At 52.7% G+C, this 21,096-nt stretch carries 17 protein-coding genes; 13 read left to right on the top strand and 4 right to left on the bottom strand.

The window, feature by feature from the left end; all coding sequences use genetic code 11:
* Nucleotides 1-27 precede the first annotated feature (27 nt).
* The 5 genes from HMPREF1508_RS02355 to HMPREF1508_RS02340 all read left to right on the top strand — a co-directional run bounded on the left by HMPREF1508_RS02355 (nt 28) and on the right by HMPREF1508_RS02340 (nt 4,813).
* Nucleotides 28-1,383, top strand: coding sequence for a Na+/H+ antiporter NhaC family protein (locus HMPREF1508_RS02355; protein WP_044959076.1), 1,356 nt, complete (start codon nt 28-30; stop codon nt 1,381-1,383).
* Nucleotides 1,384-1,464: 81 nt separating this feature from the next.
* On the top strand, nt 1,465-2,949 hold the full coding sequence (locus HMPREF1508_RS02350; protein WP_049906851.1) for a hypothetical protein: 1,485 nt from the start codon (nt 1,465-1,467) through the stop codon (nt 2,947-2,949).
* Between the two features lie 231 nt (nt 2,950-3,180).
* The gene (locus HMPREF1508_RS02345) at nt 3,181-3,516 is read left to right on the top strand and encodes a hypothetical protein (RefSeq protein WP_044959074.1); all 336 of its coding nucleotides are present in this window, start codon (nt 3,181-3,183) and stop codon (nt 3,514-3,516) included.
* Nucleotides 3,517-3,523: 7 nt separating this feature from the next.
* Entirely contained in the window at nt 3,524-3,658 is a 135-nt protein-coding gene (locus tag HMPREF1508_RS10620; RefSeq protein ID WP_278244574.1) for a hypothetical protein, read from the top strand.
* Nucleotides 3,659-3,673: 15 nt separating this feature from the next.
* The gene (locus HMPREF1508_RS02340) at nt 3,674-4,813 is read left to right on the top strand and encodes a glycerate kinase family protein (RefSeq protein ID WP_044959071.1); all 1,140 of its coding nucleotides are present in this window, start codon (nt 3,674-3,676) and stop codon (nt 4,811-4,813) included.
* 17 nt (nt 4,814-4,830) lie between these two features.
* Here HMPREF1508_RS02340 and cobD read toward each other — a convergent pair whose 3' ends face one another.
* Entirely contained in the window at nt 4,831-5,925 is a 1,095-nt protein-coding gene (cobD, locus tag HMPREF1508_RS02335; protein ID WP_044959069.1) for a threonine-phosphate decarboxylase CobD, read from the bottom strand.
* Between the two features lie 204 nt (nt 5,926-6,129).
* On the opposite strand from cobD, the gene HMPREF1508_RS02330 reads away from it, so the two are divergent.
* The 4 genes from HMPREF1508_RS02330 to gltX all read left to right on the top strand — a co-directional run bounded on the left by HMPREF1508_RS02330 (nt 6,130) and on the right by gltX (nt 13,356).
* Complete coding sequence (locus tag HMPREF1508_RS02330) at nt 6,130-9,681, top strand: DUF5717 family protein (protein WP_278244573.1); 3,552 nt, start codon at nt 6,130-6,132, stop codon at nt 9,679-9,681.
* A gap of 10 nt (nt 9,682-9,691) precedes the next feature.
* Nucleotides 9,692-10,942 (top strand): DUF5716 family protein, encoded by a 1,251-nt coding sequence (locus HMPREF1508_RS02325; RefSeq protein ID WP_044959064.1) that lies wholly within the window; start codon nt 9,692-9,694, stop codon nt 10,940-10,942.
* On the top strand, nt 10,939-11,748 hold the full coding sequence (locus HMPREF1508_RS02320; protein ID WP_044959062.1) for a DUF2225 domain-containing protein: 810 nt from the start codon (nt 10,939-10,941) through the stop codon (nt 11,746-11,748). The genes HMPREF1508_RS02325 and HMPREF1508_RS02320 overlap by 4 nt, the downstream gene beginning before the upstream one ends.
* A gap of 159 nt (nt 11,749-11,907) precedes the next feature.
* A complete protein-coding gene (gene gltX, locus HMPREF1508_RS02315; protein ID WP_044959060.1) occupies nt 11,908-13,356 on the top strand; it encodes a glutamate--tRNA ligase in 1,449 nt (482 codons plus the stop codon).
* Between the two features lie 209 nt (nt 13,357-13,565).
* Here the strand turns inward: gltX and HMPREF1508_RS10120 are convergent, their stop codons facing one another.
* Nucleotides 13,566-13,820 (bottom strand): hypothetical protein, encoded by a 255-nt coding sequence (locus tag HMPREF1508_RS10120; RefSeq protein WP_156923155.1) that lies wholly within the window; start codon nt 13,818-13,820, stop codon nt 13,566-13,568.
* 29 nt (nt 13,821-13,849) lie between these two features.
* Here HMPREF1508_RS10120 and HMPREF1508_RS02310 point away from each other — a divergent pair, with 29 nt between their 5' ends.
* On the top strand, nt 13,850-15,757 hold the full coding sequence (locus HMPREF1508_RS02310) for an ATP-dependent helicase (protein WP_198015544.1): 1,908 nt from the start codon (nt 13,850-13,852) through the stop codon (nt 15,755-15,757).
* On the opposite strand, the gene HMPREF1508_RS02305 is transcribed toward HMPREF1508_RS02310, so the two are convergent.
* Nucleotides 15,742-16,056, bottom strand: coding sequence for a DUF1292 domain-containing protein (locus HMPREF1508_RS02305; protein WP_044959052.1), 315 nt, complete (start codon nt 16,054-16,056; stop codon nt 15,742-15,744). The genes HMPREF1508_RS02310 and HMPREF1508_RS02305 overlap by 16 nt on opposite strands.
* A gap of 269 nt (nt 16,057-16,325) precedes the next feature.
* Between HMPREF1508_RS02305 and HMPREF1508_RS02300 the strand changes: the two genes are divergently transcribed.
* Complete coding sequence (locus tag HMPREF1508_RS02300; RefSeq protein WP_044959050.1) at nt 16,326-16,955, top strand: DUF5662 family protein; 630 nt, start codon at nt 16,326-16,328, stop codon at nt 16,953-16,955.
* A 61-nt stretch (nt 16,956-17,016) separates the two neighbouring features.
* On the opposite strand, the gene HMPREF1508_RS02295 is transcribed toward HMPREF1508_RS02300, so the two are convergent.
* Nucleotides 17,017-17,970: an RluA family pseudouridine synthase gene (locus HMPREF1508_RS02295; RefSeq protein ID WP_044959047.1), complete on the bottom strand. Its 954-nt coding sequence runs from the start codon at nt 17,968-17,970 to the stop codon at nt 17,017-17,019.
* A gap of 133 nt (nt 17,971-18,103) precedes the next feature.
* Between HMPREF1508_RS02295 and HMPREF1508_RS02290 the strand changes: the two genes are divergently transcribed.
* Nucleotides 18,104-19,660 (top strand): YifB family Mg chelatase-like AAA ATPase, encoded by a 1,557-nt coding sequence (locus HMPREF1508_RS02290; protein WP_044959042.1) that lies wholly within the window; start codon nt 18,104-18,106, stop codon nt 19,658-19,660.
* A gap of 91 nt (nt 19,661-19,751) precedes the next feature.
* The gene (gene dprA / locus HMPREF1508_RS02285; protein WP_049906849.1) at nt 19,752-20,894 is read left to right on the top strand and encodes a DNA-processing protein DprA; all 1,143 of its coding nucleotides are present in this window, start codon (nt 19,752-19,754) and stop codon (nt 20,892-20,894) included.
* The last annotated feature ends 202 nt before the right edge of the window (nt 20,895-21,096 follow it).

The raw sequence follows: 21,096 nt of genomic DNA, 5'->3' as shown, positions 1-21,096 counted from the left end.
GGTTTTTTCCGCATGGAGTGAGTCAAGATGTCCAATGGCATGCTTTCCCTTCTGATCGTAGTTCTGATGATTGTCCTGGCCTTTAAGACCAAGCGAAGTCTTGAAGTCTTAACTCTGGGTTCTCTCATGTCTTTTATCGCTCTTTACCGGGGCAATTTTCTGACAGAGTGGATCAGTGCCATACAAAAGAGCCTCAGTGACAATGTTTGGATCTTTCTCCTCTGTGGTTTCTTTGGCTGTATAATTGCTCTTTTGGAGGCCTCCGGGGGCAGCCGCGGTTTTGAGAGGATCGCGGAGCGCTACTGCTCAAATTCCCGGCGGACCAAGCTGGCTTCCTTCCTCCTGGGAACGCTCATCTTTGTGGACGACTATCTCAATGTCATGACTGTGGGCATTTGTATGAAGAAGCTCTATGACAGACACAAGATTCCCAGGGAAATGCTGGCTTATGTTCTCGATTCCACGGGGGCGCCGATCTGTGTTCTTCTGCCCTTCTCGACCTGGGCGATCTTCTTCTCAGGCCTCTTCGCCAAAGAGCCCTGGGTTCAGACCCTTAAGATGGAACCCATGAAGGCCTATATACATACCATCCCCTTTCTCTTCTATCCGATTTTTGCGGTCATCTTGGTCTTTTTGCTCTGTATGGGCTGGATTCCCAATCTTGGGCCGATGAGGAGAGCATACGCCAGAACCGGCCGAACGGGAGTGACCTATGGGCGGGATTCCGCCAAATATAATATTTTAGATGTGGAGGAGGAGGACAAGGGCAATGTCTTTGACTTTTTACTTCCGGTCCTTGCCCTGATTATCATATCGACTGTGACGGGGGATGTGTTTCTCGCGGTGATTGCCTGCATCGGCATCTGTTTTGTCCTCTATATTCCCAGACGAATTTTATCTGTGGCGGATTTCACCGCGGTCTGCACGCGGGGCTTCGCGGATATGCTTCCGGTCCTTGCCATGCTTCTCGTGGCTTTTACCCTGCAGAAGGGACTGGCTGGTCTTGGACTGACGGATTACCTGCTGCAAATTATTGCGCCCGGGCTGATACCCCAGGTCTTCCCGGCGCTTGCCTTCTTTTTAGTGGCGGTTCTCACATTCACAACCGGTTCCAACTGGGGGATGTCCGCAGTCTCTATCCCGGTGATCATGCCCATGGGGGCGGCAGTCGGGGCTAATGTCATCTTAGCTATGGCGGCCATTATTTCCGGCGGCGCCTTTGGCAGCCATGCCTGTTTTTACGCTGACGCCACCCTCTTATCCTCCCAGGTCTCCGGCATTGAGAATATGGATCACGCCCTGACACAGTTTCCCTATGTTGTGATCGCCAGCAGTCTGGCCTTTGTGACCTATTTGATTTTCGGATTCCTTCTGCCCCGGTGAGAAAAGCCGGAAACCTTGCAATTGCCCGGGCACTTGTCTTAGCATAAGTGTGACGGCGCAGGAGAATTTCAGGGGGACGGCATGAAATACACATTGCAGAGAGAACTGTTGGAAGCCTATTATTCCGATCCCGAGGCTCATGATGCCTCCGGGAGAGAAGAGAATGAGGCAATTGAGAATTCGGAGCTGTCCTACCATGGTCAGCCGGTCAAGATGCTCTATCTGCCCAAGGCCTTTACAGAGGATGGGCTTGCCATTGTCCGATCCGCGGGAGAGACCATGTGGCAGATTTTAGTCAAGGTGATGCGCCGGTATATTGAATGCCCTGAATACAGGGTTCTTTTTGGCTTCTCTGAGGAATTGGAGGAGCTGATTTTGAATCTGCCGGGATACGACTGCCTTCTCCCCCTTTGCCGACTGGATATTTTCTGGAATGAAAAGAGCGGAGACTTCGCCTTCTGTGAATTCAACGCGGACGGAGCCTCTGCGATGAATGAGAACCGGGTTATGGGGCAGCTGTTTGCCCGAAGTAAAATCTGTCGGAATCTGAAAGATACATATGAGATCGAGGAATTTGAACTCTTTGATTCCTGGGTCAGAACTTTCCTTGCAATCTGTCGTCAGGATCCGCGGCTGAACATCCGTCTTCGCGATGTGACCCGGGAGAAGTCGATTCAAGAGAATATCTTCGGTCAGCCGGAGGATGTGATTTCGAGTGAGGGGTATGATCCGGCCAGCCTGCCTAATGTTGCCATTGTTGATTTTCTGGAAAATGCCATTAACCTGAATGAGTTTGACCGCTTTGTCCAGGCCTTCCGCAGAGCCGGCTGCCAGGCGCGGATCGCGGAAATCCGGGACTTGTCTTATGACGGAGAAAAGCTCTATACAGGGGACGGCATGCGGGTGGACGCCATTTATCGCAGGGCGGTGACGTCAGACATCATGGATCACAGGGAGGCGATCGGGGATTTTATATCTGCGGTCAGAGACAAAAAGGTGACTCTTGTGGGAGACTTTGCCACTCAGATTGTCCACGACAAGATTCTCTTTCGGATCCTGCACCAGGAAGAGACCATGTCTTTTCTGACGGCGGAGGAGAATCTCTTTATTATGCGCCACGTTCCCTTCACGGCGATCCTGGGTCCGATCCACGCGAACCGTGATGATATCCGCCGGCGGTTTAAGGAATGGATCATCAAGCCTGAGGATTCCTATGGGGCCGAGGGGATTTTCTACAGCGGAAATATGAAGCAGGAGGACTGGGAGAAGACGCTGGACGCCTGCTGCGGACAGGGCTATATCATCCAGGAGTATATTGAGCCCTACCGGACGCTCAACGCGGATTACTCCAAGACCTCATACGAGGGGAATGAATACCAGGAACAGGCGCTGGGACAGAAGAGCCCCTATATACACTCCTTCGCCAATATGACAGGCCTCTATCTCTACGGGGGCAGGTTGGCTGGGATCTACTCCCGCCTGTCTCCCGTAAATATTATCTCTGTGGAGGGAGATGAGCATGAGATGGTTTCTGTTCTGGTTCGTCCAAGGGAAAAAGAGAAATGAGGTAAATTAAAGACCTGCCTGTCAGAGAGGGATCAAAGATTTGCCTGTCATCTTCCCGACGCGGTCATGAGAGCACAGGTTGGGATTTGACTAGCATCGAGTCAGGGGAGTGACTTGGGCCAGGTGATTAGGCAGCCGGAAAAACGCGGAATGTACTTGGTCTGCAAATGGGGTAGAATAAGGACAGCAAGAGAAATGGGACATAACCGCCCATGAAGAGAGGAGAGGAAGATGAGTGATTTTTCAGAGTTGAGAGAGTCCCTGAGGGGCAGGGGAGCCGGGATGAATGAGTACGGCAATATCAACGGAGAGTCTGTCTATCTCTCCAGGGGGATTCGTCAGATTTTCCTGGGCGAGTCCTGCGAGCAGAGCCTGATTCAGGCGGTTCGCTGCTTCGAGAACCGGGACTTTGGCGATGCCGCCCTGCACCAGAAGAAGCAGAAGGAGGGGCATGAGTATGGCCGCTATGATATTGCTCCTCTGGGAAGGAAAAAGGGGGAGGACAGCGGCGTCTACATGCACAAGGCGGACGATGCCATCCTGGTTTACTTTGCCTTTGAGAGATAAAGGCACTTTGAGAAAGCAGGGTATTTTTGGAATTGAAGGCGCCTTGAGAGACCAGAGCGATTTTGGAATGAAAGGCACCTTGAGAGATCAGGTTGTTTTTGGAGCAAAAGATACTGTGAGAAATCAGGGCAAGGATAGATAAAGGGGGATGGAAAACATGAAAGTGCTTGTAGCGATCGATTCGCTGAAGGGGAGTCTGTCATCTCTGGAGGCGGGAAATGCCGTCGCGGATGGAATCGGCAGAGCCTGTCGGAATGCGGAGGTTCTGGTTCGCCCCCTGGCGGATGGAGGCGAGGGAACCGTTGAAGCGCTGGCGCTCGGAATGAATGGAAGAATCGAGAGGATTCTTGTCACAGGGCCTCTGGGAGAACCTGTTGAGGCAGTCTATGGCATCATTGATGACAGCAAAACGGCTATCATCGAGATGTCCGCTGCTGCCGGCATTACCCTGGTTCCCCGGGAGAAGAGGAACCCCCTGCATACGACGACCTATGGCGTGGGCGAAATGATTGCCGATGCCATTCAGAAGGGCTGCCGCAATTTCATCGTGGGAATCGGGGGCAGCGCGACGAACGACGGGGGCGTCGGTATGCTGCAGGCTCTTGGCTACCAGTTTTTAGATCAGGAGGGGAGACAGATTCCCCATGGAGCCAAAGGGCTTGCCGCCATAGACCGTATCTGTGATCAGAAAGTTCTGCCGGAGCTGGCCCAATGTCATTTCAGGGTGGCCTGCGACGTGACGAACCCTCTCTGCGGGGAGGAGGGCTGCAGCGCGGTCTTTGGACCACAGAAGGGGGCGACGCCTGCCATGGTGACTGAGATGGATCATTGGATGGCCCATTACGCTGCCCTGACCTGTGAGAAGTATAAGAGAGCCGACAGGATGATTCCGGGGACAGGAGCCGCCGGAGGCCTGGGCTTTGCCTTTTTGTCCTACACCAATGCCGTCTTGGAATCCGGAGTTAAGATTGTTCTGGAAGAGACGAAATTGGAGTCTTACGTCAAGGATGCCGATTTTGTCGTCACAGGAGAGGGACGGCTGGACGGGCAGACCGTCATGGGAAAAGCCCCGATCGGGGTGGCTCATATTGCCAAGAAGTACGGAAAGAGTGTGATCGCCTTCAGCGGATGCGTGACCGATGACGCCAACGTGTGCAACGAGCATGGGATCGATGCTTTTTTCCCGATTCTGCGCAGGGTCTGTACCCTGGACCAGGCCATGGACGCGGGAAATGCCCGCGAGAATCTTGCCGCGACGGCGGAGCAGGTCTTTCGACTGATCGTTTCCCTGTCTTGAGCAGGGATTGTCCACAGTCAGGATAAGAGCAGGGCTGTCAGTCGGTCGTTGTCCTCCGGCTTCATAAAGCAGAAGCGGATGTAGCGATCGGAGAGGAAGGGAAAGGTAGAGCAGTCCCGGATCATCATTTTCTGGCGAATGCAGCGGTCAAAGAGATCAGCCGCGTTTAAGGTGGGATCTTTGATGCCAAGGAGCATAAAGTTGGCCTGTGGGGCGTAGGGCCTGAAGCGGCCGGAGGTCAAAAAGAGCTGGTAGAGGCGCTTTCGCTCAGAGAGAATGAGATGCCGGGTCTTTTCTTTATAGTCTTCGTCGGCAAACATCAGCTGACCGGCTACGTCCGCGAGCGCGTTGATCATCCAGGGGTTTTTGACCCGCCGGATGGTGGAAATCATGTCGGGGTTGCCCAGGACGGCATAACCCAGTCGCAGGCCGGGGGCAGCGAAGAATTTCGATGTTCCCCGAAGAATGATCAGATTATTGTAGTCTCTGGCCAGAGGTACAGAGGATGACGCGGTGACATCAGAGGTGAATTCGATATAGGTCTCATCTACAAGGACGTAGGTTCCGAGCATCTTACAGGTGTCCAGGATCCTTCGCATCTGCTGGCGGGGAATCAGGGTAGAAGTCGGATTGTTGGGATTGCAGAGGATGAGCAGCTGATAGCCCTCGGCCAATTTGGCACAGAGATCCTCCGTGTGAAGAATAAAGTCCTCTTTCGCGTGGAGAGGGTAGTAGTGGCTGCTGCCCCCGCTCAGGCTGACAGATCGCTCGTATTCAGAATAGGTAGGACCAAGGATCAGGGCTCTTTTGGGATGAATAAAGTCGATGAAGAGTGAGATCAGTTCTGTTGATCCGTTGCCAACGACGACCTGTTCCATATCACATCCAACATATTGACTGATGCAGCGGCGAAGAGATGTGTATTCCCGATCGGGGTAGGAAGCAATGGCGTCGACATGTTCTGCCAGACCCCGGCGCAGTCTGGGAGAAATCCCCAGAGGGTTGACATTGGCGGAGAAGGAGATGATTTCCTCTTTTCGGATCCCATAGATCTGCTCAATTTTTTCCAGATCGCTTCCGTGAAAATGATCCTTGTGCTGAATTTGTTCCATGATCTGACTCCTTTGTCCGAGTGAGTATCGACTCCTTCGTCCGGGCAGGCGTTGCCTCCTCTGTCGGGCGAGCACTGCTCTTGTTCGGGCGAGCGCAGGCTGCCTGTGGCAGGAGGGCATTGCCTTGCGGCAGGCCCCTTCTTTGGCTATAATTCTAGCTGATGAAAATGCAGCGTTCAAGCGACGAGAATAGGAATAGATCAGGTGCGTAAGAGGATCTGGCGTTTGGCCAATGATGAATTTGATACCCCCAGTCCTCAGGTTCTGGTGAAACCTGACCGGATTGCAGTTGAGGCCGCTGAGGCAAGTCATATCAGCGGCTCTTTTACGGTCATCTCCTTAAATGAGATTCCTCTTCGGGGAATGGTCTACTCTTCCAATCCCTATGTCGTCTGCACAACGCCGCAATTTGAGGGACTGCAAAATGTGATCGCCTATGAGGTTCACTTGCCGAAGGCTCTGGCGGGGGACTGCCTGCGTGGGCATATGACGATAGTGGCGAACCAGGTCACGTTAGAGATTCCCTATGAGATCACATATACAGAGGCGAAGCTGATGTCCTCCATCGGCCAGATCAAAGAGATTCGCCAATTTGCTCTTTTAGCCCGGGATCACTGGCAGGAGGCCCTTAATCTTTTCTATTCGGACGCCTTCGCCCACTGGATTATAAGACAGGATCAGAGGCTTCGGCTCCTCTATCGGGCCTATCGAAGGGGGGCGCTCTCGGGGGTGAATCTGGAGCATTTTCTGGTGGATGCCGGACTCAAGGAAGCTCTTGTGTTCGGTCTGCCGGACGAGACCCGAAAGTACGCCTGGCTGCGGGAAGACCAGGAGGATCATATTCATCTTCTCAAGAGAGGCTGGGGGCATGGCGAGATTCAGCTGACTTGCCGGGGGGACTTTATCAGCCTGGAGAAAAAGAGGATCAGCTCTGAGGACTTCCTGGGGCAGACGGCGGATGTCCCCTATTTGCTGGACGCAAAGAAGCTTCGCGCGGGTGTGAATTACGCTGTCATTCAGATGCAGACCAATGGTCTGGTGCATCAGCTGTCGATCCAGGCGACGCGCAGGGACTTCCCATCTGCGATTCCGGGGATCCGTCAGAGCTTACGAACGCTGATCGTAAGGGTGATGCGCGACTATGAGTCCTACCGCCTGGGTCGAATGAGCAGGCCGGAGTGGTGCCACCGCTGGCTGCGGGATCTGGAGGACCTGCGCCGGCTGGATTCAGATCGGGATGTTTTCTGGCAGCTTCTGCAGACGATGGCTCTGATTGAAAACGGTCAGACAGAGGAGGCGCTTGATCTGATCGGGGGACTGAAGGGGAAAATTGCGGATAAAAACAGCCCGGAATGGGGTTTACTCCTCTATCTCTACTGTAATCTATCTGAGGATCGCCAGAATCGAAGAGAACTGATCCGCCAGATCGACGTTATTTTTCGGAGGCACAGGGATCGGGCGGACCTCTTCTGCTGTCTTCTGCGGACAGAAGAGAAGGAGGCGGCGGAGAAATATGCGGAGATTTCTGAAGAAGCCGCCCGCGTTCGTTCTCCTTTGCTCTATCTGGAGGCATATGATTTATTAAGAGAGGAGCCTTATCTGCTGACCGAGGCGGATGATTTCGCTTTTGGCCTCTTATCCTGGGTCAGAAGCCGCAGGGCTTTCACAGCAGCTCTGGTAGACCGCCTGGTCAAGATTCTAGCGACATCCAAGACCTGCTCGGCGGCCTGGACCCGTATCTTTATGGGGGCGGTCTGGGCCTATCCGAGCCGGGAGAATCTGTCTGCTCTGATTGCCTATCTGCTTCTGGAGCCCAATCGATCCGCCAGGGCACAAAGCTGGTATGAGAGAGCGGTCGATGAGGGGGTCAATGTCCCGGGGCTCTATGAGGCATACATGATGTCTATGCCCCAGGATGCCATTCGTCCCATTCCGCCTCTGCTGGCCCGGTATTTTCTCATTAATAACAGACTGCCGCAGGAGAAGCAGGCCCTTCTCTACGCGAACATTGTCTCCTTCCAGAAGCGGGATCCAAAGACCTATGAAGCCTATCGCAATTCTTTAGACCGCTTTGCGGAGCGGATGATGATCGAGGGACGAATCGACGATAACATAGCCATCATCTACAATGATTATCTGGATCGCATTACCCCGTCGGAAACGATCGCCAGAGCCATGGCTCCATTGCTCTTCATTCATAAGATCCTCTGTACGGCGGAGGGCTCCAGACGGGTGCTCGTCTATCACCAGGCGCTTACGGAGCCGGTGATCGCCTCTGTGGCAGATCACGCGGCTTACCTGCCCCTTTACGGAGGGGATCGGCTTTTGGTATTAGAGGATGAGAACGGCGCGATTACAGAGGGAGAGAAGCTGCTTGGCGTCGAGCCGCTTTTGGATATCGACCGCTTCTATGACAGGCTGGCTCCCCTGGCGCCGGACAGCATTCCCTATCTGCTTCATGGGCTCTCTCTGAACCCGCGGATGCCTCTGAACCGTCCACAGATGCTTGCCATGCTGTCCTCCTATAAGCTTCGTGAGGATTACCTGGCTCCCTACTATCCAGCGATGAGCGAGTGTCTGCTCGCCGCAGGGCAGGAGAGTGTGATCGAGGAACATTTCCGCAAGGTGACTGATCTGACGGGAATGAACCGGGACATGCGAAAATATGTATTGACCTCCTGGATTCACAGCGGGCAGTATCACAAGGTCTATCTGGCCCTGCAGGACTTTACGGTACCCGGTCTGGCTCCGGAAGATCTCGCGGGATTGGTCAGCGCGGTCTGCCTGGGAGAGGACGCTAGTGACAGCCGGGATTTTGGTCTGAGTCTCTGCGGATTTTTGCTGGACTGTGTTGGGGAGGGAGTATCCTCTGCCCAGTGGGAAGAAAGACTGATCGCCTTTATGCTGGAGGGCTTTGTCGGCACGACTGACCGCATGATGATCCTCTGGGAACTGGCCGGTGAGGCAAAGCTGGATCGTTTTGCCCTGGCGGAGCGCATTCTGGTGCAATCTCTCTATACGGAGGACATTCCAAAGGGCCTGTCTGAGGTCTTTGATTACTACAGAGGGCAGCGGCCGAACACTAAGATCATGGAGGCTTATCAGAACTTCTTTGCCCACCGCTACCTGCTGGATGTGGATCAAAAAGACCATGGGATTCCTGAGCATATTTTTTTCTACATCTATGATGAATATGCCAGGAGAAGATCTCCATCCCAGTCCTGTATGCTGGCCTTGATGAAACGGCTCTGCTATTCTAAGAAGCTGACCAATGCGGAGTTCGCTCTTTTGGATCGGCTGATCGGCCAGGCGCTCTCTCAGAGGATCCGCTTCTCCTTCATGCAGAAGGTTGACCACAGCCTGCTCATGAAGTATCAGCTCTATGACAAGGCTATGATTGAGTATCAGTCAGATCCCCAGCAGACGATACGAATCCGCTACTCCATGCCGGAGGGAGGATATCGGGAGGAACTGATGCCGGAGATCTACTGCGGCCTTTATGTCAAGCAGATGGTTCTCTTTCGAGGGCAGACCGTCGATTATCTGATTTGGGATGATTTGCGCGGGAAGGATCCGGCGGTCAGCGGTAAGATCAGCTGTCAGCTTGAGGCCAAAATCGAAGAGGAGGCGGCATACAACCGGCTGAACCGCATGGAAGACCTGCTTGGCCAGGGCAATCTGGAGCAGGGAATCGAGGAGATGATGGACTATCGCATGCAGGAAAATATTACATCCAAGCTGTTTTCCTTGCTCTAGGGGGGAGTCAATGAGAGATAATCGAATCTATTACGGGATTGACCTGGACGATTCTTATACCATGTTTTCCTACCTGGATTCCATGCACAAGGAGCCGCAGACCATGAGTCCGGTCCTTGGGAGCGGTCTCTATCAGATTCCAACCTGCATTGGCCGTCGCAGGGGGGAGGAGAGCTGGCTCTATGGCGAGGATGCCGTCAGGGCGGCCAGGCTTTTGGAGGCTGACCTGGCAGACCAGTTGTTTTCCAGAGCGCTTGCCGAAGAAGAGGTCTATCTGGAGGGCAAACCCTACCATCCCTTCGACCTTCTTCTGCATTTTCTCAACCACCTTATGGCACTGGCGCCCCAGCTCGCGGGGCAAATGGCCCTGGGACAGATGGTCTTTGTCCTGGACCGCGTGGACGCAAAGAGGGTCAGATTGATTGGCAGGCTGGCGGACGCCATGCATTATTCCAGAGAATTGATCCGGGTGATTGATCGAAAGGAGAGCTTTTACTATTTTGTCTTTCACCAGCAGGCCCAGATTTTTGTGGGCGATGTCGCTCTCTTTTCCTATCAGGACAATGTCATGCGATTCTGGCGTCTGCACCGGGATCAGAAGACCCAGCCCCAGATGGTGACCATTGAGGAGAAGAATCTGTCCGTCGATACGGAGAATCTGGATCTCTGCTTCGATCAGATCATCGATCAAAATTTTAAGGGGGATCGTATTTCTTCGGTATACCTGATCGGGAGCGGCTTTGAGGGAGACTGGATGAAGCTCTCTTTAAACCGACTCTGCAGAGGACGCAGGGTCTTTATCGGGAAAAATCTGTACACCAAGGGGGCGTGCTATTGCGGCCGCGTTCGGATGTCTGATGAAGCCTGGCCCTTTGCCTATCTTTCTTCCAATGATCTGAAGGTTAACGTCGGCCTGCAGGTCTTAAACCATGGAAAGAAGGAATTTCGTACCCTGCTTGCGGCAGGGGAGAATCGGTATGAGGCAAAGGGGACCTGTGAGGTTATCCTGGACAAACAGGCGGAGCTTGAGCTGTGGATCCAGGAACCCCGGCAAAAAAAGGCATATTTGCATGTGATTGAGCTGTCTGATTTGCCCAGGCGTCCACCAAGAACCAGCCGTCTTCGCGTTCAGGCCAAATCAAGGGGAGGTGAGGAAATTGAAGTGAAGGTCTTTGACCTTGGCTTTGGAGACTTCTATCCCTCCAGCGGACAGGTCTGGACCTATCAGATCGCTTTGTACAAGGAGGGAGGGGAAAGATGAGTGAATGTATTCTGTGTTCTTCTCCTCTGGCTGATTCGCCCTATCAGACCCAGGAGGGGATTCGCGTCTTCAGCCCTGAGGAACTGAGTTTCTATCTGGCCACGCACATACAGACACTGGATGAGACCTTTATGAGTCTGGAGCTCTGTCAGTGGATCGACACACAGGTGGGAATGCACGAGCTGGCGCAGAGACTGCGCAGGCTGATCCGCGACAAGGCTGCCCTGCACATTTTTGTGGGAACCCTGCTTCTTGACATAGGATATCTGTCAAGACAGGAGGTCCAGGAGATCAGCGGAACAATCGCTGCCCTGTCCGGCAAGGGGATGGGGGAGCGGCGAAAAATGGCCTGTGACCGTATGGCCGCCCTGGGGCGATATCAGGAGGCGATTCTTATGTACCGAAGCCTGCTGTCAGAGATTTCAGAAGCTACGACCAATCCGAGAATTATCGGGGATCTCTATCACAATATGGGAACAGCTTACAGTAGACTCTTCTTTTACAAGGAAGCGGGAGAATGCTTCGAGAAGGCCTTTCAGAGAAATGCCCGACAGGCCTCTTTGCGAGCCATGTTTTCCAGCTATTATCTGCGGGGAGACTTAGCTATGGTGGAGATACAGAGCCAACGCTACCATGTCGCGGAGGAGACCCTGGAGAGCATCGCGTCTGGAATTCGTGACCTAGCCAAGAGCACAGACCTGATCAGCTACGGGGTGGAATTAAACCGCATGAAGGAAGCCGGACAAGATGAGGTGTCCCGGGAGCTCTATCGTCTGGAAGACAAGTACGCAAAGGGAGCGATCTAGAGAACTTGTCACAGCTGATCTGCAGGACTTGTTACAGGCAGATCTATAGGATTTGTCACAGGCGGATTGACAAGACAGATCGGGCTTACTAGACTAATATGCTGTATTGCAATTGCAGGCAGTCGGCCCTGTGATTGCGTTGCGGATCGGAGATGAAAAATGAGTAAGATCAGAACGAGATTCGCCCCCAGTCCCACGGGGCGTATGCATGTTGGAAATTTGAGAACGGCGCTATATGCCTATCTTGTGGCCAAGCATGCAGGCGGAGACTTTATTCTCCGCATTGAGGACACCGACCAGGAGCGCTACGTGGATGGGGCGGTAGATATCATCTATCGGACCTTAGCCAAAACAGGCCTGATTCATGACGAGGGCCCCGATAAGGATGGCGGAGTCGGCCCTTATGTCCAGTCCGAACGTCAGGCGCAGGGCATCTACTTAAAGTATGCCAAAAAACTGATCGATCGGGGAGAGGCCTATTATTGTTTCTGTACGCCGGAGCGCCTGGCCAATCTCAAAGTCAAGGTGGGAGATAAAGAGATCGCCATTTATGACAAGCACTGTCTGCATCTGACTCCCAAAGAGGTACAGGCCAAGCTGGATGCCGGCATTCCCTATGTCATTCGCCAGAATAATCCGAGAGAGGGACAGACTTCCTTTGATGATGAGATCTACGGCCATATCTCTGTGGATAATGCGGAATTGGATGATATGATCCTGATCAAGTCGGACGGGTATCCCACCTACAATTTCGCCAATGTGGTCGATGACCATCTGATGGGGATTACCCATGTGGTCAGAGGCAATGAGTATTTGTCCTCCGCTCCCAAGTATAACCGCCTTTATGAGGCCTTTGGCTGGGAGGTTCCCACCTATATTCACTGCCCTCTGATTACCAATACGGATCATCAGAAGCTGTCTAAGAGAAGCGGCCATTCCTCCTATGAAGATCTGATAGCGCAGGGGTTCCTCTCAGATGCCATTGTCAATTACGTGGCTCTTCTGGGATGGAGTCCGGAGGAGAATCGAGAGATTTTCTCCTTAAAGGAGCTGGTTTTGGCCTTTGACTATCACCGTCTGTCCAAGTCTCCCGCGGTTTTTGATATTGAAAAGCTCAAGTGGATGAATGGAGAGTATATCAAGGCCCTGCCCTTTGATACATTTTATGAGATGGCTCTGCCCTACCTGCGGGAATATGTCAGGGGAGAGTATGATCTGCGGGCGATTGCGTCTATGGTTCAGTCCCGCATCGAGATCTTCCCGGACATCAGGGAACATGTGGATTTCTTTGACGCCGTTCCGGACTATGACGCGGATATGTACCAGCACAAGAAGATGAAGACCACGCCGGAGAACTCCCGCAGGACTCTGGAGGAGATCCTCCCTCTTTTAGAGGCCCAGGAGGATTACAGTAATGAGGGACTTTTTGAGGCCTGTAAGGCATTTGCCAAAGAGCACGGATACAAGAACGGTTATGTTTTCTGGCCTCTTCGAACGGCGGTCTCAGGCAAGCAGATGACTCCCGGAGGAGCGACGGAGCTCATGTCGATCCTTGGAAAGGAAGAGACGATCGCCCGTATCCGGGCGGCTATTGAGAAGCTGAGCTGAGTCTTACATTCATCATGCTTTTGCAGAGGAGATAAAGAGAGTCCAACAGCAATGGGCAAGTGAGCTCAGAGGGAAACATGCAAGTGCCTTCAGCAGCGGTGGGTAATGGGATGCACTGGCAACAATAGGCAATGAAATGCGGGCTCTTGCAAGTCGATACATAAGATGTTATAAATAGGTTTAGTCCTTCCCAAAGGGCTAAGCCTTTTTCATTTTCGGATGCCTTGTGTTTTTCTGTTTCCATTTTCGCATTTCGATACTTTCTCTTCTTTGCTTTTTGTTTCTATATGCTCTATGCTCTTTCTTTTTTCGTTTTGCAGCTTTTTTAGAAGGGATTTTTTACTGATTTGAATATGTTTTTCGTGTGTATTTGAGACTTTTTTCATCCACGGGAAATAGCTCTTTTCAGAAGGTGTATGTGCTGATTCGCCCTTTTCGGTACTTTTTTGTACTCTTGCGCGCATTCTATATCCGGTCTATGGAGGTGATTTTCTTGCTCGATATAAAACAGGAGGAGGCGGTTTCCTTTTTTGAGGGAGTCTGCCTGACGATCGCCGGGCCGGGTTCCGGAAAGACCGGCGTTATCATCCGTCGGGTCGCGAGACTGATTGAGAAGAGGAAGATCCCGGCAGAGCAAATCCTTGTGATCACATTCACCAGGGAGGCTGCCATGGAAATGCAGAATCGCTTCCTGTCAGTGCTGGGAACAGAGGGGATCCCCGTTGTCTTCGGGACCTTTCACTCTGTGTTCTTTCGAATCCTTAGGGAAGAGCGGGGTTATTCAGCTGACAGTCTGTTGAGTGAGGAGAAGCGCTTCCTTCTGGCAATGGAGACCCTTGATCAAATGGGGATCCGGGCGGACCGGCGGAAGATAGAGGATCTTTTAAAGAGACTGGATGGTCTGTCGCAAAGAGAGACGGATCTAATCACTGGCACGCAAGACCTGGAGAGGAGTGTGAATGAGACAGAAAAGGAATCTGATCTGACGGAGCAATTCGCCCGAATTTATCGGTCGATGAAAAGGCGGGATAAGGTTCTAGACTATGGGGACATGCTATCTGAGGCCAGGATACTCCTGGAGGAGAATCCGGCGATTCGCGACAGGTGGTCCCATCGCTTTCGGATGATTCTTGTCGATGAGGCCCAGGATATGGATGCTCTGCAGTTTTCTCTGGTACAGATTCTTGCGGAGGGATGGGGAAACCTCTTTCTGGTGGGCGATGATGACCAGTCAATCTATGGCTTTCGCGGCGCAAGGCCCGGACTTCTTTTGGACATCCGATCGACCTATCCGAATGCGGTTATTTTGCATTTACAGACCAATTATCGTTCGACCCGGTCTATTGTCAAGGCGGCAAAGCGGCTGATTGGTCACAACAAGATGCGCTATGCCAAGAGCATTCGGCCAGACCGAAAGGAGATGGGAAGGATTGTGGTAAGGCGTCTTAGAAATCCAAGGGAGGAGGCGGAGCGGATTGGAGGCCTTCTGCGAAAGCGCAGGGGAGAGACCGCGGTTTTGTTTCGAACCAGGGCCCAGTCCACTGAGCTGATACGGGTCCTGCGGCAGGAGGGGATTCCCTTTTATATGCGTCGAAAGGAGCGCAAAGTCGCCGGGCACTGGTTGACACAGGATATCATTTCCTACTGCAGCCTTGCGCTGGGACACAGGAGGAGGGAGGATCTTCTTCGGATTTTAAACAGACCCTGTCGTCAGCTGCCAAGATCCTGTATTGAAGAAGAGACCTTTGAGTGGGGGGAACTGGGGAGGCGATTGAAAGAGCATCCCGGGCAGGCAAAGCAATTTCTGGAACTGGAGAGGGATATGGCTTTTCTCGCATCCTCTTCCCCATACGCCGCCCTGACATATCTTTTTGGGAAGGTCGGATACCGGGCATTTTTAGAGGAATCCTACAGGGACAAGAGGAGCGAATGGGATGAGATTGAAATGCTGCTTGGGATTCTTATGGGCCTGGCCAGGGGGATCCGGGGCAGGGGCAAAGAGGCTCTTAAGAGTTATATAAAAACACTCGAAGAAGAACGTCTGCTGCCTGAAGCAGGAGGGGCAGATCAGTATGACCAGAGGAAAAGAGGGATGGGGGAAAATGAGATTTTGGCGCAGAGCGATAACCGGGCGCCGCCGGTGGGACTTTTTACCTTCCACGGATCCAAGGGGCTTGAGTTTGACCAGGTTCACATCATGGATGTCAACGAGGGGATTACGCCCTCTTCACGAGCCAGAGGAAGGGAGGCCCTGGAGGAGGAGCGGCGGATGTTTTATGTCGCGCTCACCAGGGCAAAGAGAGAGGTATATCTCTACTCCTGTCTTGAAATGGGCAATCAAAAGCTCGCTCCTTCCCGTTTTCTGGCAGAGATACAGGAAAAAGATCAGGATGAGGGATAGTCCCGGTCTGCTAACTGTGTGAAGTAGCGATTGACTCGATCGTACTCCTCATCCGTCTGAATGTTATCGATGGAAGGATTGCCATCTGCGTCTTCCAGGTATCGGTAGATGTAGACCATGCTGTCGTCGATGGGGTCTCCGTGCTCGTCGACAGGCATGAGAACAATGTAGTCCTGGCTGTTAAGCGTAAAAATAGTTAGAATTTCACAGTCCAGATCCTGATCTTCTAACTCTATGGTCACCATGACATCATCGTCCTCATCTTTCGGACAGGGAGTGTTTATATTCTCATCAGACATGGTCTTCTCCTTTATGACTCCTGTGAATTTGTTTCAGTTTCACAGCGCCTATTGATTCACTTCAGCTTCACTGTTCTTGCAGGTTTGCTTTCGTAGATTGTCTCAGATTATAGGGGAAGGAAACCGGTATTTCAATGTCTCAGGGCGGTTAGTATTGGAAACGCCGCATGACTGACAGCCATGACAGCAACCATCAAATGCAATGACAAATGACATAAGATAGGATTTCTCGTATAATTCCCTCGAAGGATTTCAATGAGGAGGATAGAATGTGGAATTGGCTGGGACATCTTCGGACCATTCACCATCACAAAATGCTGGTCATGCGGGGGTGCTTTGCGCTTGGACTCTACCGGCAGGGGTTATTCCACGATTTATCCAAATACTCCCCCACGGAATTTCTGGTCGGAGCCAAATATTACACCGGCTCTCACAGTCCCAATGACGGGGAGCGCAGGGATCGGGGATATTCTCTGTCCTGGCTCCATCACAAGGGAAGGAATAAGCATCACTTTGAGTACTGGATTGACTATGCTGTCGACGAGCATTCCGGCCCGGGTATGGTCGGAATGAAGATGCCTGTCAATTACGTGGTGGAGTCTTTTGTCGATCGGGTGGCAGCCTCGAAAAACTATCAGAGAGACCGGTATCAGGATGATTCCGCCTGGAACTACTACCTGCGGGGAAGAGATCATCTGACCATTCATCCGCAGACCCAGGCCCTCCTGGAGTTTATGCTTTTCTTTTTAGCCAGGCGGGGAGAGGCCAAAACCTATTCCTATATTCGCCGGGTGATTCTGGCAAACCGCAGGGATTTTGACGCCTATCCGAGTCTGCCCAACTACGACCTAAAAGAGGGGAAGCTCCTTGAAATGACAGAGGAGATGCTGCCGGATTGATCTGTGATTCGTGAAATTTAGATATTTATTGAGGGACAGCCGTCTGGGAAAAGGAAACCTGTCAGCTGTGGAAGTTATCCAGCAAATGCCGCATATCAGCCGGCAGCCTGCTCTCAAAGCACATCTGCCGGCCACTGACGGGATGGGGAAAGCGCAGTTTCGCGGAGTGCAGGGGCTGACGGGAGATATCCTGATAGACCGGATGATAGAGGTAGTCGGCGGGGAGGGGGTGGCCGAGATAATTCATATGAACTCGGATCTGGTGCGTGCGTCCTGTTCCAAGCCATACCCGCAGCAGAGAATATTTTGCTCCCTCCTGTATGATTTCAAAGTCTGTCAGGGCAGTCTGGCCATCGCTGGCGTTTACTCTTCGCTCTAAGACGGAACCCTCTTTGCGCGAGATGGGAGCCCAAATTCGTCCGCCGATCATTTGCCCGTCGGCGTCATATCGCATCTTAACAAAGTCCCTCTTTGTCAGAGAGGAATCTGCAGAGAAAGACCCCTCTACAATACAGAGATATTCTCTGTGGATCTGCCTTTTGTCAATCATCTGCCTGACGCGCGCCGCCGCCAAACTGTTTTTGGAGACAGCGACCAGACCGGATGTGTCCATATCAAGCCGGTTTGCGATGCGAAAGACAAAGGGGATTCCCTGTTTTTGGTAATAATATAAAACGGCATTGGCCAGGGTGTCCTTCTGATGGTTCATCGAGGGATGAGATGGCATGCCGGCCGGCTTGTCGATCAAAAGGATGTCCTCGTCCTCGTATATAATATTCAGCGGCAGATTTACCGGAGCGAAGGCGGATGATTTCCTATCCTCCAGGATGATCTGAATTCTGGAGCCGGCGGGGAGGGGCTGCCAGAGGACCGGTTTCTTCCCGTTGACCCGATAGTCCTGCTCGCCGGACCGAAGGGCAGCGACAATGGACCGGGGAAAACGCATTTTTTCCCGCAGCCAGTCGTAAATGCTGTCATAGTTAAGTTCATTTTCGTAAGTCAGTATTCGTCTCATCCCGCTTATCCTAACAGATATTCGCCATAATTTCATGGCATGACCTTTCGCTGATCTGTACTGATCTGACATAAGATCAGAGATTTTTTCGCTCTGCCCTAAGGGGCAGGTCTGACTCCGGCTAGGAGCGCTTATGTACAGTCAAGTAAATACTGCAATTATACGGGGGATTGATTCTCAGCTGGTGCTGGTGGAAGCAGATGTCTCTGACGGAATGCCCCTCTTTGAAATGGTGGGTTTTCTCTCCGCGGAAGTCAAAGAAGCCAGGGAGCGGGTCAGAACATCCCTGCGCAATACCGGCTTTCAGCTGCCCATCAAGAGGATCACGGTCAATATTTCGCCGGCCTCCATTCGCAAATCCGGGACCGGTTTTGATTTGCCGGTCGCGATTGCTATTTTGGCGGCGATCGGAGTGATCGGCCAGGAGCGGCTGGCGGATATCATTACTGTGGGAGAACTGGGGCTTGACGGGAAGATCAATCCTGTCAGCGGGGTTCTGCCGATTATGATGGAGGCCAAGAGAGCCGGTCTGACCTCTGCTGTCATCCCCAGGGCCAATCTGCGTGAGGCAGCCCTGATCGACGGTCTGCGCTTGCTTTCGGTCGATCATCTGGAGGATGTCATCCGGTATCTGGGCGGCAAGTGTGAGCTGAGACGGGAGAGAGAAAAAACAGGGGAATTCACTTCTCGCGCAAGGCAGAGCAATCATCCTGCCGAGGCTGAAATCTATGATTTTAAGAATATCCGCGGGCAGAAGAGCCTTCGCAGGGCATGTGAAATCGCGGTCAGCGGCGGACATAATCTGCTCATGATCGGGCCGCCGGGGGCAGGCAAGACAATGGTGGCCAGGTCCATCCCCGGTATTTTACCGCCCATGACCAGGGAAGAGGAGCTGGAACTCTCTAAGGTTTACTCCGTCTGCGGGCTTCTGACAGACGGGGGACAATTGATGAAACGAAGACCCTTTCGCGCGCCGCATCACACGATTTCTCCGGCAGGCTTAATCGGAGGAGGACTGATCCCCAAGCCCGGAGAGATCTCTTTAGCCAATGGAGGGGTCCTCTTTTTGGATGAGCTGCCGGAATTCGACCGGGCGACGATTGAGACCCTGCGGCAGCCCATGGAGGAGGGGCGCGTGCGTATCGTACGGCAGCAGGCGGATGTGGAATACCCGGCGGATTTTATGCTGGTTGCCGCTATGAATCCTTGTCCCTGTGGTTATTTCCCCGACAAGAAGAGATGCCATTGCAGACCTTCGCAGGTGAGAGACTATCTTGGGAAAATCTCTCAGCCCCTCTTAGATCGCATTGATCTCTGCGCAAATGCTTCTCCGGTCTCCTTTGACGACTTGATCAGGGAGGAGGCGGCGGAGAGTTCGGCAAGTATTTTAGACAGGGTCCTTCAAACCAGACAGATACAAAAGAAGCGTTTTGCGGGCAGCGGGATTGTCTGCAATAGTCAGATTCCTGCCTCTGAACTCAAAAAATACTGCGCTTTGGGAACAGAAGAGGAGAATTATCTTCGGCTCTGCTATGAAAGGCTGGGATTGACGGCAAGAGGATACGGGCGTCTGCTTCGCGTCGCGAGGACGATTGCGGACATGGCCGCGAGCGAAAGGATTCATAGGGAACACCTGCAGGAGGCCAGAATCTATCATGGTCTGGATCGAAACTATTGGAAGAATGTCTGAGGCGGCGAATTTACGTGGGAATTCATGTCGATGAATTCGTGCAGGGATTTATGCCGGCGAGTCGATACAGGGATTTGTGAGGAGAAAGCAAGTGTTGGAATACAGGGAAAATGCGGAAGCCGAAGGGCCATACCGCTACTGGATGACCTGCCTGAGCGGGGCTGGACTGGGGAATCGGTCCAAGAGGCAGCTCCTGGATTGTTATAAGAGTCCCTCAGCTGTTTACCGGGCCAGGAAAGAGGAACTGGACAAGCTGGGATTCCTTCGGCAGAGGGAAGTGGATGCCCTCATATTCCAGAGGGAGTCCTGGGATCTGAGGGAGGAGTACGAGCGGTTTTTAGGAGCGGATATGGGGCTGGTCACACTGGATATGGAGGGGTATCCGGCAAATCTGCGGATGCTTTACGACGCCCCGTTCGGCCTCTTCTTCCGGGGAAGAATCCCCTCCGGGGTGAGCGGCGGATCCTCCAGGCTGGCCGCGGTCGTAGGTTCCAGAACGCCGTCTGCGTACGGAAAGAGGGTGGCAGAAGACCTGTCTGCCATACTGACTGATTATCACTATCAGATTGTCTCCGGCATGGCCAGGGGCATTGACGGAATTGCCCAGACATCCTGCCTGGACACGGGTGGTCAGACAATCGCGGTTTTGGGCTGCGGAGCTGATATTGTTTATCCCAAAGAGAACTGGATCCTCTATGACCGCATTGTGGAGACGGGATGCCTCTTCAGCGAGTATCCGCCGCAGACGGCCCCCTTGTCCCGGCATTTTCCGGCCCGAAACCGGATTATATCCGGGCTGGCGTCTGTGGTCCTTGTCATCGAGGCGAGGAGAAGAAGCGGATCTCTGATCACCGCGGATTTTGCTCTGGAGCAGGGAAAAGACGTCTATACTCTTCCGGGGCGAATTACCGATCCCATGTCTGCCGGCTGCAATGAACTTTTGCACCAGGGCGCGGCCCAGCCCATCACAGACTATGATCAGCTGATCGACGACCTGGAACTGATTGCGGGAATGGGACATTTTCAGCCCAGAGAAGATCTTCGCAGACTTCCGCCTCTTACGAGGGAGCAGGAGAAGCTCTACCAGTGCCTTGACCTTTATCCGATGGATCTGGACCAGCTGGTGAAAAGGAGCGAACTGGACTATCTGCAGGCAGTACGGGTTTTAACGGAGCTGTGTGATCTGGGAATCGCTGTCGATTCTTCGCACAACCAGTTCCTGAAATTGCGTTGAGAGTATTTTCGCGAACACATGATGATGTCGTGATAAGAGAACAGGATGACTCAGAAATGAGAACATCAAATAACTTTGCAATGCGAACCCATGATAACCTCGCAATGACAACATGGGAAGGATCTCGTGGTGAGAACACCGGCTTGAAAATACAAATTTGCTGTTGTATGATTGCCGCATTGCAGCCGCTTTTGGATCCTGT

The organism is Shuttleworthella sp. MSX8B, assembly GCF_000524295.1.
GTDB lineage: Bacteria > Bacillota > Clostridia > Lachnospirales > Lachnospiraceae > Shuttleworthia > Shuttleworthia satelles.
Note: the sequence above shows the minus strand (reverse complement) of the source record. Positions and strands in the feature narration are given on the sequence as shown.

Excerpts from the sequence above, each read along its gene's own strand:
- HMPREF1508_RS10120 (WP_156923155.1), bottom strand. The coding sequence starts at position 13,820 with ATGCGCGCAAGAGTACAAAAAAGTACCGAAAAGGGCGAATCAGCACAT.
- HMPREF1508_RS02355 (WP_044959076.1), top strand. The coding sequence starts at position 28 with ATGTCCAATGGCATGCTTTCCCTTCTGATCGTAGTTCTGATGATTGTC.
- HMPREF1508_RS02340 (WP_044959071.1), top strand. The coding sequence starts at position 3,674 with ATGAAAGTGCTTGTAGCGATCGATTCGCTGAAGGGGAGTCTGTCATCT.
- HMPREF1508_RS02325 (WP_044959064.1), top strand. The coding sequence starts at position 9,692 with ATGAGAGATAATCGAATCTATTACGGGATTGACCTGGACGATTCTTAT.
- HMPREF1508_RS02320 (WP_044959062.1), top strand. The coding sequence starts at position 10,939 with ATGAGTGAATGTATTCTGTGTTCTTCTCCTCTGGCTGATTCGCCCTAT.
- gltX (WP_044959060.1), top strand. The coding sequence starts at position 11,908 with ATGAGTAAGATCAGAACGAGATTCGCCCCCAGTCCCACGGGGCGTATG.
- cobD (WP_044959069.1), bottom strand. The coding sequence starts at position 5,925 with ATGGAACAAATTCAGCACAAGGATCATTTTCACGGAAGCGATCTGGAA.
- HMPREF1508_RS02290 (WP_044959042.1), top strand. The coding sequence starts at position 18,104 with ATGTACAGTCAAGTAAATACTGCAATTATACGGGGGATTGATTCTCAG.
- HMPREF1508_RS02345 (WP_044959074.1), top strand. The coding sequence starts at position 3,181 with ATGAGTGATTTTTCAGAGTTGAGAGAGTCCCTGAGGGGCAGGGGAGCC.
- HMPREF1508_RS02350 (WP_049906851.1), top strand. The coding sequence starts at position 1,465 with ATGAAATACACATTGCAGAGAGAACTGTTGGAAGCCTATTATTCCGAT.
- HMPREF1508_RS02305 (WP_044959052.1), bottom strand. The coding sequence starts at position 16,056 with ATGTCTGATGAGAATATAAACACTCCCTGTCCGAAAGATGAGGACGAT.
- HMPREF1508_RS02300 (WP_044959050.1), top strand. The coding sequence starts at position 16,326 with ATGTGGAATTGGCTGGGACATCTTCGGACCATTCACCATCACAAAATG.
- HMPREF1508_RS02295 (WP_044959047.1), bottom strand. The coding sequence starts at position 17,970 with ATGAGACGAATACTGACTTACGAAAATGAACTTAACTATGACAGCATT.